The sequence below is a fragment of the Stutzerimonas stutzeri genome, assembly GCF_024448985.1.
Taxonomy (GTDB): Bacteria; Pseudomonadota; Gammaproteobacteria; order Pseudomonadales; family Pseudomonadaceae; genus Stutzerimonas; species Stutzerimonas stutzeri_AP.
Genome location: NZ_JAMOII010000031.1, coordinates 1 through 15,274 on the forward strand (window position 1 = coordinate 1; position 15,274 = coordinate 15,274).

At 57.8% G+C, this 15,274-nt stretch carries 11 protein-coding genes and 1 tRNA gene; all 12 read right to left on the reverse strand.

What is annotated here, in order from left to right; translation table 11 throughout:
- Positions 1-31: 31 nt before the first annotated feature.
- Positions 32-2,134 (reverse strand): elongation factor G, encoded by a 2,103-nt coding sequence (gene fusA, locus NA647_RS19120; RefSeq protein ID WP_256059097.1) that lies wholly within the window; start codon positions 2,132-2,134, stop codon positions 32-34.
- A 30-nt stretch (positions 2,135-2,164) separates the two neighbouring features.
- Positions 2,165-2,635 (reverse strand): 30S ribosomal protein S7, encoded by a 471-nt coding sequence (gene rpsG / locus NA647_RS19125; RefSeq protein WP_256050396.1) that lies wholly within the window; start codon positions 2,633-2,635, stop codon positions 2,165-2,167.
- Positions 2,636-2,734: 99 nt separating this feature from the next.
- A complete protein-coding gene (rpsL, locus tag NA647_RS19130) occupies positions 2,735-3,106 on the reverse strand; it encodes a 30S ribosomal protein S12 (RefSeq protein WP_003291416.1) in 372 nt (123 codons plus the stop codon).
- 141 nt (positions 3,107-3,247) lie between these two features.
- Entirely contained in the window at positions 3,248-7,447 is a 4,200-nt protein-coding gene (gene rpoC, locus NA647_RS19135; RefSeq protein ID WP_256059098.1) for a DNA-directed RNA polymerase subunit beta', read from the reverse strand.
- A gap of 61 nt (positions 7,448-7,508) precedes the next feature.
- Complete coding sequence (gene rpoB, locus NA647_RS19140; protein WP_256059099.1) at positions 7,509-11,579, reverse strand: DNA-directed RNA polymerase subunit beta; 4,071 nt, start codon at positions 11,577-11,579, stop codon at positions 7,509-7,511.
- Positions 11,580-11,799: 220 nt separating this feature from the next.
- Positions 11,800-12,168, reverse strand: coding sequence for a 50S ribosomal protein L7/L12 (gene rplL / locus NA647_RS19145; RefSeq protein WP_131651953.1), 369 nt, complete (start codon positions 12,166-12,168; stop codon positions 11,800-11,802).
- A gap of 74 nt (positions 12,169-12,242) precedes the next feature.
- The gene (gene rplJ, locus NA647_RS19150) at positions 12,243-12,743 is read right to left on the reverse strand and encodes a 50S ribosomal protein L10 (protein WP_014854237.1); all 501 of its coding nucleotides are present in this window, start codon (positions 12,741-12,743) and stop codon (positions 12,243-12,245) included.
- A gap of 206 nt (positions 12,744-12,949) precedes the next feature.
- The gene (rplA, locus tag NA647_RS19155; RefSeq protein ID WP_256059100.1) at positions 12,950-13,645 is read right to left on the reverse strand and encodes a 50S ribosomal protein L1; all 696 of its coding nucleotides are present in this window, start codon (positions 13,643-13,645) and stop codon (positions 12,950-12,952) included.
- Positions 13,645-14,076, reverse strand: a complete 432-nt coding sequence (gene rplK / locus NA647_RS19160; protein WP_003280820.1) for a 50S ribosomal protein L11 — start codon at positions 14,074-14,076, stop codon at positions 13,645-13,647. Before rplK ends, rplA begins: the two co-directional genes overlap by 1 nt.
- Before the next feature lie 110 nt (positions 14,077-14,186).
- A complete protein-coding gene (nusG, locus tag NA647_RS19165) occupies positions 14,187-14,720 on the reverse strand; it encodes a transcription termination/antitermination protein NusG (RefSeq protein ID WP_131651944.1) in 534 nt (177 codons plus the stop codon).
- A 9-nt stretch (positions 14,721-14,729) separates the two neighbouring features.
- A complete protein-coding gene (gene secE, locus NA647_RS19170) occupies positions 14,730-15,098 on the reverse strand; it encodes a preprotein translocase subunit SecE (protein ID WP_256059101.1) in 369 nt (122 codons plus the stop codon).
- Between the two features lie 43 nt (positions 15,099-15,141).
- Positions 15,142-15,217 (reverse strand) — tRNA-Trp (locus tag NA647_RS19175).
- Positions 15,218-15,274 lie beyond the last annotated feature (57 nt).

The following is a 15,274-nucleotide window of genomic DNA, read 5'->3' on the forward strand; positions in this document are numbered from 1 at the left end:
CGACAGTAAACCTCTTACTTAAAGGGCTGAATCAACCTTGTTTTTTAACGATCGCTTCGACGATGTTCGCCGGAGCCTCGGAGTACTTCGAGAATTCCATGGAGTAGCTGGCGCGACCCTGAGACATGGAGCGAACATCGGTCGCGTAACCGAACATTTCGCCCAGCGGTACTTCGGCACGGATAACCTTGCCGGACACCGAGTCTTCCATACCTTGGATCAAACCGCGACGACGATTCAGGTCTCCCATCACGTCACCCATGTAGTCCTCTGGCGTTACAACTTCGACCTTCATGATCGGCTCAAGCACTACAGCGCCACCCTTTTGGGATAGCTGCTTGGTTGCCATGGAGGCCGCCACCTTGAACGCCATCTCGTTGGAGTCGACGTCGTGGTAGGAACCATCGAAAACTGTCGCTTTCAGGCCGATCAGCGGATAGCCGGCAACGACGCCGTTTTTCATCTGCTCTTCGATGCCCTTCTGGATCGCCGGAATGTATTCCTTTGGAATCACGCCACCAACCACTTCGTTGACGAACTGCAGACCTTCCTGACCCTCATCGGCAGGCGCAAAGCGCACCCAGCAATGACCGAACTGGCCACGACCACCAGACTGACGAACGAACTTGCCTTCGATCTCGCAAGACTTGGTAATCTTCTCGCGGTAGGAAACCTGCGGCTTGCCAATGTTGGCGTCGACGTTGAACTCGCGACGCATACGGTCCACCAGGATGTCCAGGTGCAGCTCGCCCATACCGGAGATAATGGTCTGACCAGTTTCTTCGTCGGTCTTGACGCGGAACGAGGGGTCTTCTTGAGCAAGCTTGCCCAGTGCAATACCCATCTTCTCTTGGTCAGCCTTAGTCTTCGGCTCGACCGCAACCGAAATTACCGGCTCCGGGAAGTCCATCCGCTCAAGAATGATCGGCTTCTCGATTGAGCACAGGGTGTCACCAGTGGTGACGTCCTTCATGCCAATCAACGCAGCGATATCACCCGCACGGCACTCCTTGATCTCTTCACGCTGGTTGGCATGCATCTGCACCATCCGCCCAACGCGTTCTTTCTTGCCTTTGACAGAGTTCATTACCGAGTCGCCCGACGACAGAACACCGGAGTAAACGCGAGCAAAGGTCAGAGTACCGACGAAGGGGTCAGTCGCGATCTTGAAGGCCAGTGCCGAGAACGGCTCGGAATCATCAGCATGACGCTCGTCAGTCTCTTCCTCGTTATCAGGATTGACACCCTGAATGGCAGGAATCTCGGTTGGCGCAGGCAGGTAGTCGATCACAGCATCCAGAACGAGCGGTACACCCTTATTCTTGAAGGACGAACCACAGACGGCCGGAACGATTTCACAAGCGATGGTACGCTGACGCAAGCCTTCTTTGATCTCTTCGATCGAAAGCTCGCCACCTTCCAGGTACTTGTTCATCAGCTCTTCGTTGGCCTCGGCAGCAGCCTCAACCATGTTCGAGCGATACTCTTCCGCTAACTCAAGCAGCTCGGCTGGGATATCTTCCTCACGATAGGAAGTACCCTTATCTTCCTCGTTCCAGTAGATCGCCTTCATCTTGACCAGATCGATCTGGCCCTCGAAGTTATCCTCCGAACCGATCGCAAGCTGCACCGGGACCGGGGTATGGCCGAGGCGCTGCTTGATCTGACCAACAACGCGCAGGAAATTGGCACCGGCACGGTCCATCTTGTTGACGTACACGATACGCGGAACGCCATACTTGTTGGCCTGACGCCAAACGGTCTCTGACTGCGGCTCGACGCCAGAGGTGCCACAGAACACAACAACCGCACCATCAAGCACACGCAGAGAGCGCTCGACCTCAATGGTGAAGTCAACGTGACCAGGGGTATCGATAACGTTTACGCGGTACTTATCGAACTGACCGCGGGAACCCTGCCAAAAAGTGGTGACAGCAGCGGAAGTAATGGTGATACCGCGCTCCTGCTCCTGGACCATCCAGTCAGTGGTCGCAGCACCATCGTGCACTTCGCCCATCTTGTGACTGAGGCCTGTGTAGAACAGAATCCGCTCCGTCGTTGTCGTTTTACCTGCGTCGACGTGCGCACAGATACCGATGTTACGGTAGCGGTTAATCGGAGTATTACGAGCCATAAAGCCCTCGCGAGTTGTTGACGCTGAAAATTAAAAGCGGTAGTGCGAGAAGGCCTTGTTGGCTTCGGCCATACGGTGCACATCTTCACGCTTCTTGACAGCAGCGCCTTTACCTTCGAACGCATCCGCCAGTTCACCTGCAAGACGCAGAGCCATGGACTTCTCACCACGCTTACGCGCTGCATCTACCAACCAGCGCATAGCCAACGCGTTACGGCGGGAAGGACGAACTTCGACCGGAACCTGATAAGTCGCACCACCTACGCGGCGGGACTTCACTTCGACCAGCGGAGCGATGGCGTCGAGTGCTTTTTCGAAGATTTCCAGGGGGTCGCTGTTCTTACGTTCTTTGACCTTGTCCAGAGCACCATAAACGATACGCTCGGCAACGGCTTTCTTGCCGCTCTCCATTACGTGGTTCATGAACTTGGCAAGAATCAGACTTCCGTACTTCGGATCGTCAAGGATCTCGCGCTTGGCTGCTACACGACGTCTTGGCATTGATAAGCCCTCAAACGGTCTTCAGGTTAGCTCAGGACTGTAACGACGAGGTTACGCCCGACCTTACTCTTATCGACTCAAATAAATAGAAATTGCTGATTATTTCGGACGCTTGGCGCCGTACTTGGAACGGCCCTGCTTACGATCCTTGACACCGGAGGTATCCAGCGAACCGCGCACGGTGTGGTAGCGAACACCCGGAAGGTCCTTTACACGACCGCCACGGATCAGCACTACGCTGTGCTCTTGCAGGTTGTGACCTTCACCACCAATGTAGGAGGCGACTTCAAAACCGTTGGTCAGACGAACACGGCACACTTTACGCAGTGCAGAGTTCGGTTTTTTCGGGGTGGTGGTGTACACGCGAGTGCACACGCCACGGCGTTGCGGGCAGTTCTGCAGCGCAGGCACGTCGCTCTTCTCGACGACGCGCTTGCGCGGCTGACGTACCAGCTGGTTAATCGTTGCCATCTACTAGCTCCACTGTTGTCTTTCGACACAAACGAAAAATGGCAGGGCGAAAAGCCCCGCCAAATTAGGGGTACAAGAGTCTAAAGAGCTTCTCGCACACCGTCAAGGCGCGCCCCGACGCGTGTCGGTGCGAACCTCAAGTCAGTTGCCGCTGAAATTCAGCGCCTCGGTCAGCGCCGCTTCTACTTCATCAGCACTCACACGAACCGGCTTTTCAGCATCGCGCTTGCGCTTGCGCTCACTGTGATACTGCAGACCGGTACCAGCCGGGATAAGGCGACCCACGACCACGTTTTCCTTCAAGCCGCGCAGGTAGTCGCGCTTGCCGGTAACCGCAGCTTCCGTCAGCACGCGAGTAGTCTCCTGGAACGACGCCGCGGAGATGAACGACTCGGTGGACAACGACGCTTTAGTGATACCCAGCAGCACCCGTACGTACTTGGCGACGAACTTATCCTCTTCGCTCAGACGTTCGTTTTCTTCCAGGACTTGAGTCAGCTCCATCTGGTCGCCCTTGATGAAGCTAGAATCGCCGGACTCGCTGATCTCGACCTTACGCAACATCTGCCGAAGGATCGTCTCGATGTGCTTGTCGTTGATCTTCACGCCCTGCAGACGATAAACGTCCTGGATCTCATTGACGATATAGCGGGCCAGCGCACTGACGCCCAGCAGACGCAGGATGTCGTGCGGGTTGCTTGGACCGTCAGAGATCACTTCGCCCTTGTTTACCTGCTCGCCTTCGAAGACGTTGAGGTGACGCCACTTCGGGATCAGCTCCTCGTAAGGATCGGTACCATCGGTTGGCGTGATGACCAGGCGGCGCTTGCCCTTGGTTTCCTTGCCGAACGAAATAGTGCCGCTGATTTCAGCCAGGATCGATGGCTCCTTCGGACGCCGCGCCTCGAACAGGTCGGCAACGCGCGGCAGACCACCGGTAATGTCACGGGTCTTAGAGGTTTCCTGCGGGATACGCGCGATAACGTCACCGACGTTGATCTCAGCACCATCCGCCACCCCGACCAGCGCGTTGGCGGGAAGGAAGTACTGGGCTGGCACGTCGGTACCCGGCAGCAACAACTCCTTGCCACTGGCGTCGACCATCTTAATAGCTGGACGAATGTCCTTGCCTGAGGCCGGGCGATCCTTCGGATCCATCACCTCGATGTTAGTCAAACCGGTAAGCTCGTCGGTTTGACGCTTGATGGTGATGTTTTCTTCCATTCCAACGAAGGTCACGACACCTTTCATCTCTGTGACGATCGGGTGCGTGTGCGGATCCCATTTCGCGACCACGGCACCGGCATCCACCTTGTCGCCTTCCTTGATGGAAATTACCGCACCGTAGGGCAGCTTGTAACGCTCGCGTTCGCGCCCATAGTCGTCCGCCACAGCCAGCTCACCGGAGCGGGAAACGGCAACCAGAGCGCCATCAGCACGCTCTACATATTTGAGGTTATGCAGGCGAATGGTACCGCCGTTCTTCACCATTACGTTGTCGACGGCCGAGGTCCGGCTCGCCGCACCACCGATGTGGAAGGTACGCATGGTGAGCTGAGTACCCGGCTCGCCGATGGACTGCGCGGCAATAACACCTACCGCCTCACCGATGTTCACCTGGTGACCACGGGCCAGATCGCGACCGTAGCACTTGGCACAGATGCCGTAACGGGTTTCACAAGCAATCGGCGAACGCACAATCACTTCGTCGATGCTGTTCAGCTCGATGAAATCGACCCATTGCTCGTCGATCAAGGTGCCCGCCGGCACCAGCACGTCGTCAGTGCCCGGCTTGAGCACGTCACGCGCAATCACACGCCCCAGCACACGTTCGCCCAGCGGCTCGACCACGTCGCCGCCTTCGATGTGCGGAGTCATGTGCAGGCCTTGCTCGGTTCCGCAGTCGATCTCGGTCACTACCAGATCCTGCGCCACGTCGACCAGACGACGGGTCAGATAACCGGAGTTCGCGGTTTTCAAAGCGGTATCGGCCAGACCCTTACGAGCACCGTGGGTGGAGATGAAGTACTGGAGTACGTTCAGACCCTCACGGAAGTTCGCGGTAATCGGCGTCTCGATGATGGAACCGTCCGGCTTGGCCATCAGTCCGCGCATACCGGCCAGCTGGCGGATCTGTGCAGCAGAGCCCCGAGCACCGGAGTCGGCCATCATGTACATCGAGTTGAACGAATCCTGCTCGGCTTCGTTGCCGTCGCGATCGATGACCTTCTCTTTCGAGAGGTTGGCCATCATCGCCTTGGACACTTCGTCGTTGGCCTTGGACCAGAGGTCGATCACCTTGTTGTACTTCTCGCCCTGAGTCACCAGGCCCGACGCGTACTGGCTTTCGATCTCCTTCACTTCTTCGGTCGCCGCGTCGATGATGTGCGCCTTCTCATCGGGGATGACGAAGTCGTTCACACCGATCGACACACCGGAGATAGTCGAGTAGGCGAAACCGGTATACATCAGCTGGTCGGCGAAGATGACGGTGTCCTTCAAACCTACCGTGCGATAGCACAAGTTGATCAGTTTGGAGATCGCCTTTTTCTTCATCGGCTGGTTGACCACATCGAACGCCATGCCGGCCGGAACGATCTGGAACAGCAGAGCACGGCCGACAGTGGTGTCGACGATGCGAGTGTTCCGGGTAATGGAGCCGTCACGATCCTTGATGGTCTCGTTGATGCGCACCTTGACCCGCGCGTGCAGAGAAGCCTCACCGGCGCGGAACACGCGGTCGACCTCCTGCAGATCGGCAAACACCCGGCCTTCGCCTTTGGCATTGATGGCTTCGCGGGTCATGTAATACAGACCCAGTACCACGTCCTGCGACGGCACGATGATTGGCTCGCCGTTAGCAGGCGAAAGGATGTTGTTGGTCGACATCATCAGCGCGCGCGCTTCCAGCTGGGCTTCCAGCGTCAGCGGCACGTGAACGGCCATCTGGTCACCGTCGAAGTCGGCGTTGTACGCCGCACACACCAGTGGGTGCAGCTGGATCGCTTTGCCTTCGATCAGCACCGGCTCGAACGCCTGGATACCCAGACGGTGCAGGGTCGGCGCACGGTTGAGCAGCACGGGATGTTCGCGAATGACTTCGGCGAGAACGTCCCAAACTTCAGGCAGCTCGCGCTCGACCATCTTCTTGGCGGCCTTGATGGTGGTCGCCATGCCGCGCATTTCCAGCTTGCCGAAAATAAACGGCTTGAACAGCTCGAGGGCCATCTTCTTCGGCAGACCGCACTGGTGCAGACGCAGGGTCGGGCCGACGGTGATAACCGAACGACCGGAATAGTCCACGCGCTTGCCCAGCAGGTTCTGACGGAAACGCCCCTGCTTGCCCTTGATCATGTCGGCCAGGGATTTCAGCGGGCGCTTGTTCGAACCGGTAATGGCACGGCCGCGACGGCCGTTGTCCAGCAGCGCGTCGACCGCTTCCTGCAGCATGCGCTTTTCGTTGCGCACGATGATGTCCGGCGCGGACAGATCGAGCAGGCGCTTGAGGCGGTTGTTACGGTTGATGACGCGACGATACAGATCATTCAGATCGGATGTCGCGAAGCGGCCGCCATCCAGCGGTACCAGCGGACGCAGGTCCGGCGGCAGCACCGGCAGAACGGTCAGCACCATCCACTCAGGCAGGTTGCCCGAGCCATGGAAGGCTTCCATCAGTTTGAGACGCTTGGACAGCTTCTTGATCTTGGTTTCCGAGTTGGTCTGCGGAATCTCTTCACGCAGGCGGCCGATCTCGTGCTCCAGGTCGATTTCATGCAGCAGTTCGCGCACGGCCTCGGCACCCATGCGGGCATCGAAGTCGTCACCGAACTCTTCGAGGGCTTCGAAGTACTGCTCGTCGTTCAACAGCTGGCCTTTTTCGAGCGTGGTCATGCCCGGATCGATCACCACGTAGCTCTCGAAATAAAGCACGCGCTCGATGTCACGCAGAGTCATGTCCAGCAGCAGACCGATACGGCTCGGCAGCGACTTCAGGAACCAGATGTGGGCGACCGGGGAAGCCAGCTCGATGTGCGCCATGCGCTCACGGCGGACCTTGGCCAGCGCAACTTCAACGCCGCACTTCTCGCAGATCACACCGCGGTGCTTGAGACGCTTGTACTTGCCGCACAGGCACTCGTAGTCCTTGACCGGACCAAAGATCTTGGCGCAGAACAGGCCGTCGCGCTCGGGCTTGAACGTACGGTAGTTGATGGTCTCCGGTTTCTTCACTTCACCGAAGGACCAGGAACGGATCATCTCGGGCGACGCCAACGCGATCTTGATGGCATCGAACTCTTCGATTTGACCCTGGTTTTTCAATAGATTCAGCAGGTCTTTCAAGGCCTTTCCTCCCAGCGGAGCAGGGAGCGAACCAACGTTCGCTCCCGATATGCGTCGCGTGTTATTCGGTTTCCAGATCGATGTCGATACCCAACGAACGGATCTCTTTGATCAGTACGTTGAAGGACTCCGGCATACCCGGCTCCATGCGGTGATCGCCGTCCACGATGTTCTTGTACATCTTGGTCCGACCGTTCACGTCGTCCGACTTGACAGTCAGCATTTCCTGCAGGGTGTAGGCCGCGCCATAGGCTTCCAGCGCCCAGACCTCCATCTCCCCGAAACGCTGACCACCGAACTGTGCCTTACCACCCAGCGGCTGCTGGGTAACCAGGCTGTAGGAACCGGTAGAACGCGCATGCATCTTGTCGTCGACCAGGTGGTTGAGCTTGAGCATGTACATGTAGCCGACGGTAGTGGTGCGCTCGAACTTGTTGCCGGTACGTCCATCGAACAGCTGCATCTGGCCGCTTTCCGGCAGATCGGCCAGTTTCAGCATGGCCTTAATCTCGCGCTCCTTGGCACCATCGAACACAGGAGTGGCCATAGGCACACCCTTGCGCAGATTGCTGGCCAGGTCGAGCACTTCCTGATCGTTCAGATCGTCCAGGCTTTCCTGACGACCGCCGATCTCGTTGTAGATCTCGTGCAGGAACTTGCGCAGCTCGGCAACCTTGCGCTGCTCTTCGAGCATCAGGTTGATCTTCTCGCCCAAGCCCTTGGCCGCGAGGCCCAGGTGGGTTTCAAGGATCTGACCGACGTTCATCCGCGAAGGTACGCCCAGCGGGTTCAGTACGATATCCACCGGTGTACCGTTGGCATCGTGCGGCATGTCTTCCACCGGCATGATCACCGAGACTACACCCTTGTTACCGTGGCGACCCGCCATCTTGTCGCCCGGCTGGATGCGACGCTTGATAGCCAGGTAGACCTTGACGATCTTCAGCACGCCCGGCGCTAGGTCATCGCCCTGCTGCAGCTTACGCTTCTTGTCTTCGAACTTGTCGTCGAGCAGCACGCGACGGTCGGAAATGTAGGCCTGGGCCTTTTCCAACTGCTCGTTGAGCGCGTCGTCGGCCATGCGCAACTTGAACCACTGACCATGCTCGAGACCGTCAAGGATCTCGTCGGTAATCACGGCGCCCTTCTTCAGGCCTGCGCCGCCTTCGGCGGTCGCGCCGACCAGGGCCGAACGCAGACGCTCGAAGGTGGCGCCCTCGACGATGCGGAACTCCTCGTTGAGGTCCTTGCGGATCTCGTCGAGCTGCATCTTCTCGATGGCCAGCGCGCGCGAGTCGCGCTCCACGCCGTCACGGATGAACACCTGCACGTCGATGACAGTACCCTTGGTGCCGGTCGGCACACGCAGGGAGGTATCCTTCACGTCGGATGCCTTCTCACCGAAGATCGCACGTAGCAGTTTCTCTTCCGGCGTCAGCTGGGTTTCGCCCTTCGGCGTGACCTTGCCCACCAGGATGTCACCCGGGCCAACTTCAGCGCCCACGTAAACGATGCCCGCCTCGTCCAGCTTGTTCAGCGCAGCCTCACCCACGTTGGGGATATCCGCGGTGATTTCCTCTGGGCCGAGTTTGGTATCACGCGATACGCAGGTCAGCTCCTGAATGTGAATAGTGGTGAAGCGGTCTTCCTGAACCACGCGCTCCGACAGGAGGATGGAGTCCTCGAAGTTGTAGCCGTTCCAGGGCATGAACGCGACGCGCATGTTCTGACCCAGGGCCAGCTCACCCATATCGGTAGACGGACCATCGGCCATGATGTCCCCGCGCTGAACCACGTCACCCTTGTTCACCAGCGGACGCTGGTTGATGCAGGTGTTTTGGTTGGAACGGGTGTATTTGGTCAGGTTGTAGATATCGACACCGGCTTCGCCCGTCTCGACCTCATCATCATGAACGCGCACAACCACGCGGCTGGCATCGACCGAATCGATGACACCGCCACGGCGAGCAACGACGCAGACGCCGGAGTCGCGCGCTACGTTGCGCTCCATCCCGGTACCTACCAATGGCTTGTCCGAACGCAGGGTCGGCACGGCCTGACGCTGCATGTTTGAGCCCATGAGTGCGCGGTTGGCGTCGTCGTGCTCAAGGAACGGGATCAGCGAGGCCGCGACGGAAACCACCTGCTTCGGCGATACGTCCATCAGCGTCACGTCTTCCGGCGCTTTGACGGTGAATTCGTTCAAGTGACGCACGGCGACCAGCTCGTCGACCAGCTTGCGGCCTTCCAGCTTTGCGCTCGCCTGGGCAATCACATGGTCAGCCTCTTCGATGGCTGACAGGAACACGATCTCGTCGGTGACTTCGCCTTCCTTGACCACACGGTACGGGCTTTCCAGAAAGCCGTACTGGTTGGTGCGCGCATAGGCGGCCAGCGAGTTGATCAGACCAATGTTCGGACCTTCCGGTGTTTCGATGGGGCATACACGACCGTAATGGGTCGGGTGTACGTCACGCACTTCGAAGCCGGCACGCTCACGGGTCAGACCGCCTGGGCCGAGCGCGGAAACGCGGCGCTTGTGGGTGATTTCGGAAAGCGGATTGTTCTGGTCCATGAACTGTGAAAGCTGGCTAGAACCGAAGAACTCCTTCACCGCCGCCGCTACCGGCTTGGCGTTGATCAGATCCTGCGGCATCAGGCCTTCGCTTTCAGCCATGGATAGACGTTCCTTGACCGCACGCTCCACGCGCACCAGGCCAACACGGAACTGATTCTCTGCCATTTCGCCGACGCAACGTACGCGGCGGTTACCCAAGTGGTCGATGTCGTCGACGATGCCCTTGCCGTTACGGATATCGACCAGGGTCTTGAGTACGGCAACGATGTCCTCGCGGCTCAGCACGCCGGAACCTTCGATCTCGGCGCGACCGATACGGCGGTTAAACTTCATCCGGCCGACAGCTGACAGATCGTAACGCTCGGAGGCGAAGAACAGGTTGTTGAACAGCGTCTCAGCGGCGTCCTTGGTTGGCGGCTCGCCAGGACGCATCATCCGATAAATTTCGACCAGCGCTTCGAGCTGATTGGTGGTCGAATCGATCTTCAAGGTGTCGGAGATGAACGGACCACAATCGATGTCGTTGGTATACAGGGTCTCGAAGCGGACCACCTGCGCCTTGACGATCTTGGCCAGCACTTCGACGGTCAGCTCGGTGTTGCACTCGGCGATGATCTCGCCAGTCGCCGGATGCACGATCGCCTTGGCCACAGTGCGGCCCAGCACGTAGTCCATCGGCATCTCGAGTTCCTTGATGCCGGACTTGTCGAGCTGATTGATATGGCGAGCAGTGATACGACGACCTTGTTCGACGATGACCTTGCCGCTTCCGTCGGTGATGTCGAACGACGCGATCTCTCCGCGCAAACGCTGCGCGACTAGCTCAAGCGATAGCAATTCACCCTTCACGTGGAAAACATTGGTGTCGTAGAAGGCGTCAAGGATTTCTTCGGTGCTGTAGTTCAGCGCACGCAGCAATACCGAGGCCGGCAGCTTGCGGCGGCGGTCGATACGCACGAACACGGCATCCTTCGGATCGAACTCGAAGTCTAGCCAGGAACCGCGGTAAGGAATGATGCGCGCGGAATACAGCAGCTTGCCAGAGCTATGAGTCTTGCCACGGTCGTGGTCGAAGAAGACACCCGGCGAACGATGCAACTGGGAGACGATGACGCGCTCGGTACCGTTGATGATGAAGGTACCGTTCTCTGTCATCAGGGGGATTTCCCCCATGTAGACTTCCTGTTCCTTGATGTCCTTAATTGCCTTGCTCGACGATTCCTTGTCGAAAATGATCAGGCGCACCTTGACTCGCAGCGGAACCGCAAAAGTCACGCCGCGCAGTACGCATTCCTTGACGTCGAATGCCGGCTCGCCGAGTCGGTAGCCAACGTATTCCAGCGCTGCATTGCCGGAATAGCTGATAATCGGAAAAACAGATTTGAAGGCTGCGTGCAAGCCAATATCGCGGAACTGATCCTTTGTCGCTCCCGCCTGCAGGAATTCGCGATACGAATCCAGCTGGATGGCCAAAAGATACGGCACGTCCATCACGTGCGGTAACTTGCTAAAGTCCTTGCGGATTCGTTTTTTCTCAGTGTATGAGTAAGCCATCAGCGTTCCCCAGCTTGGTCACCTGCTTGTTTGGCTTCTCCCGACGGGAGCAGCCAGAAAATCTTGCGAATCCCATGATTCGCGCCGCCCATCGGAGCGGCTTTTCCAGTCCAGCTGCTCGACAAACATCGCGCAGCTATAACGGAAAAAGGCCGGTGGCAAAAGCCACCAGCCGTCAGCCTTACGCGAGTCGCTTCGGCTGTAGACGCAAGGTCGGCGCTTACTTGAGCTCGACTTTAGCGCCAGCCTCTTCCAGAGCCTTCTTGGCTGCTTCCGCTTCGTCCTTGGAGACACCTTCCTTGACCACGCCAGGGGCGCCGTCAACGACGGCCTTGGCTTCTTTCAGGCCCAGGCCGGTCAGCTCGCGAACGGCTTTGATCACGTTCACTTTCTTGTCGCCAGCTTCAAGCAGCATAACGTTGAACTCGGTCTGCTCTTCAGCAGCTGCGGCAGCCGGGCCAGCGGCAGCCACGGTGGCGGCAGCGGCAGTAACACCGAACTTTTCTTCCATTGCCTTGATCAGTTCAACAACCTGCATCACGGACATTTCGGAAACGGCGTTGATGATATCTTCGTTGGTCAGAGCCATGACTCTAGTTCCTGTATATAGGTGACGGCCTGCGGCCATCTAATTCAAAAGAGATTGGAAGAACCACGCACGCCTTAAGCGGCAGCGGCTTCCTTCTGGTCGCGAACGGCCGCCAGAGTACGAGCCAGCTTGCTGGTAGCGCCTTGAATCACGCTCATCAGCTGCGAAATGGCTTCGTCGTAGGTCGGCAGGGTTGCCAGCACGTCGATCTGATTGGCTGCGAGGAACTGACCCTCGAACGCAGCGGCCTTGATCTCGAACTTGTCCTGACCCTTGGCAAATTCCTTGAAGATACGGGCAGCAGCGCCCGGATGCTCATTGGAAAATGCGATAAGGGTCGGGCCTTTGAACACGTCGTTGAGCACGTCGAACTGAGTGCCTTCAACGGCGCGCTTGAGCAGGGTGTTACGTACGACACGTACGTAAACGCCGGCTTCGCGGGCCTCTTTACGGAGTCCGGTCATGGCCCCTACGGTCACGCCACGGGCATCAGCCACGACAGCGGACAGGGCAGCACTGGCAGCCTCGTTGACTTCAGCGACGATGGCCTTCTTGTCTTCGAGTTTGATTGCCACGGGTTTTACTCCTGGATGTTACCGGTTCATCCGGTCGAAACCGGACGGGTTTTGGTGTCTGATTCGGTACGAATCGGGAGCACCTCTGCGTAGGCTTGAAGAAGCGAGCTTCAACGGTTTAAGGCTTGCGCCGCCTACGGTCTTGGATAGCCCCCGCCAGGCAGGGACCCCAATTTGCACCGCCCCGATTACCGGAGCGGATCGTCTTACGCGTCGAGGGAAGCCTGGTCGATGACCAGTCCCGGACCCATGGTGGTGCTCAGGGTCACGCGCTTGACGTAAATACCTTTGGAAGTGGACGGCTTCAGACGCTTGAGGTCGGACAGCAGCGCCTCAACGTTCTGCTTGAGCTGGCCGGCTTCAAAGCCAACCTTACCCACGGAGCTGTGGATGATGCCGTTCTTGTCGGTACGGAAACGAACCTGACCAGCCTTGGCATTCTTGACCGCAGTCGCAACGTCCGGAGTCACGGTGCCGACCTTCGGGTTCGGCATCAGGCCGCGCGGACCAAGGATCTGGCCCAGCTGACCGACAACGCGCATCGCGTCCGGAGAAGCGATGACCACGTCATAATTCAGGTCGCCGCCTTTCATTTCAGCAGCCAGCTCGTCCATGCCAACGCGATCAGCACCGGCAGCCAGAGCAGCTTCCGCGCCCGGACCTTGGGTGAATACGGCTACGCGAACGCTCTTGCCGGTACCGTTCGGCAGAACGGTTGCACCACGAACGACCTGGTCGGATTTACGTGGATCCACACCCAAGTTGATGGCGATGTCGAAGGACTCGGTGAACTTGACGGCCGACAGTTCGGACAGCAATGTTGCAGCCTCTTCAAAACCGTACTGCTTGCCCGCTTCGATCTTCTGGGCAATTGTCTTCTGACGCTTGGTCAACTTAGCCATTACACGCCCTCCACGTTCAGGCCCATGCTGCGAGCCGAACCAGCGATGGTCCGTACGGCAGCTTCCATTTCGGCAGCGGTCAGATCAGCCTGCTTGGTCTTGGCTATCTCCTCCAGCTGGGCACGGGTAACAGTGCCGACCTTTTGAGTGTTGGGACGAGCCGAACCGCTGGTGATGCCAGCAGCCTTCTTCAGCAGCACAGCTGCCGGAGTGCTCTTGGTTTCAAACGTGAAGCTGCGGTCGCTGTAAACAGTGATGATCACGGGAGTCGGCAGACCAGGCTCCTGGCCTTGGGTACGGGCATTGAACGCCTTGCAGAATTCCATGATGTTCACACCATGCTGACCCAATGCAGGGCCGACCGGCGGCGACGGGTTGGCCTGACCGGCCTTTACCTGAAGCTTGATATAAGCTTGAATCTTCTTAGCCATAGCTACTCCGTTACGGGTTCTAGCGCCTTTCGGCTCCCCTAGTTACTTGTTTATCCCAGTGACGACAAAACCCCGCAGCTGCTAGCTGCGGGGTGGGATACTGTCTTCAGTTAGACCTTCTCGACCTGACTGAACTCCAACTCTACCGGCGTAGAGCGACCGAAGATAAGAACAGCCACCTGAATACGACTCTTCTCGTAGTTAACTTCTTCGACCACACCATTGAAATCTGCGAACGGACCATCCGCGACACGCACTACCTCGCCAGGCTCGAACAAGGTTTTCGGCTTGGGCTTGTCACTGCCATCAGCAACACGACGCAGAATGGCCTCAGCCTCCTTGTCGGTAATAGGTGCAGGCTTGTCCGCAGTACCACCGATGAAACCCATCACTCGCGGCGTGTCCTTGACCAAGTGCCACGCACCCTCGGCCATATCCATCTGCACCAGCACATACCCAGGGAAGAACTTGCGCTCACTTTTGCGCTTCTGCCCGTTACGCATCTCCACGACTTCTTCGGTGGGGACCAGAATCTCGCCGAAATGCTCTTCCATACCGGCAAGCTTGACGCGCTCGATCAGCGAGCGCATGACATGCTTCTCGTAACCCGAGTAAGCATGAACCACATACCAACGCTTAGCCACGGGACACCCTTAACCTACGACCATAGAAACCAGCCAACCGAGCAGGGAATCCAACCCCCACAACAGCAGCGCCATAACCAGCACAACCGCCAATACAATCAACGTGGTCTGAGTGGTTTCTTGACGGGTCGGCCAAACGACTTTGCGAATTTCGACGCGCGCCTCCTTCAGCAGAACGAAGAAAGCACGACCTTTTGATGTCTGCAGCGCAACCGAAGCAGCGACGAGCGCAACCACAAGGAGGGCAATAACCCTATACAGAATCGGCTCCGCAGCGTAGTACTGATTGCCCACGACAGCCACGACCACCAAAGCAGCAACAACAAACCACTTCACCAAATCGAAGCGCGTGTCTTTGGCTTCTGCTTTGACATTCATCTGCGAGAACCCTGTAAAAAACTGCCAAATTCGATATTGAAGTTGGCAGGCCAGGAGGGAATCGAACCCCCAACCTGCGGTTTTGGAGACCGCCGCTCTGCCAATTGAGCTACTGGCCTAACAAGAGTCAGGCCGACTATTATGCCGGCCCGATTGAAACAGATCAAACGATTATT

What these genes read in the sequence shown, in the direction of transcription:
- secE (WP_256059101.1), bottom strand. Translation starts at nt 15,098, where the DNA reads ATGAATGTCAAAGCAGAAGCCAAAGACACGCGCTTCGATTTGGTGAAG.
- fusA (WP_256059097.1), bottom strand. Translation starts at nt 2,134, where the DNA reads ATGGCTCGTAATACTCCGATTAACCGCTACCGTAACATCGGTATCTGT.
- rplA (WP_256059100.1), bottom strand. Translation starts at nt 13,645, where the DNA reads ATGGCTAAGTTGACCAAGCGTCAGAAGACAATTGCCCAGAAGATCGAA.
- rplK (WP_003280820.1), bottom strand. Translation starts at nt 14,076, where the DNA reads ATGGCTAAGAAGATTCAAGCTTATATCAAGCTTCAGGTAAAGGCCGGT.
- rpsG (WP_256050396.1), bottom strand. Translation starts at nt 2,635, where the DNA reads ATGCCAAGACGTCGTGTAGCAGCCAAGCGCGAGATCCTTGACGATCCG.
- rpsL (WP_003291416.1), bottom strand. Translation starts at nt 3,106, where the DNA reads ATGGCAACGATTAACCAGCTGGTACGTCAGCCGCGCAAGCGCGTCGTC.
- rplL (WP_131651953.1), bottom strand. Translation starts at nt 12,168, where the DNA reads ATGGCTCTGACCAACGAAGATATCATCAACGCCGTTTCCGAAATGTCC.
- rpoB (WP_256059099.1), bottom strand. Translation starts at nt 11,579, where the DNA reads ATGGCTTACTCATACACTGAGAAAAAACGAATCCGCAAGGACTTTAGC.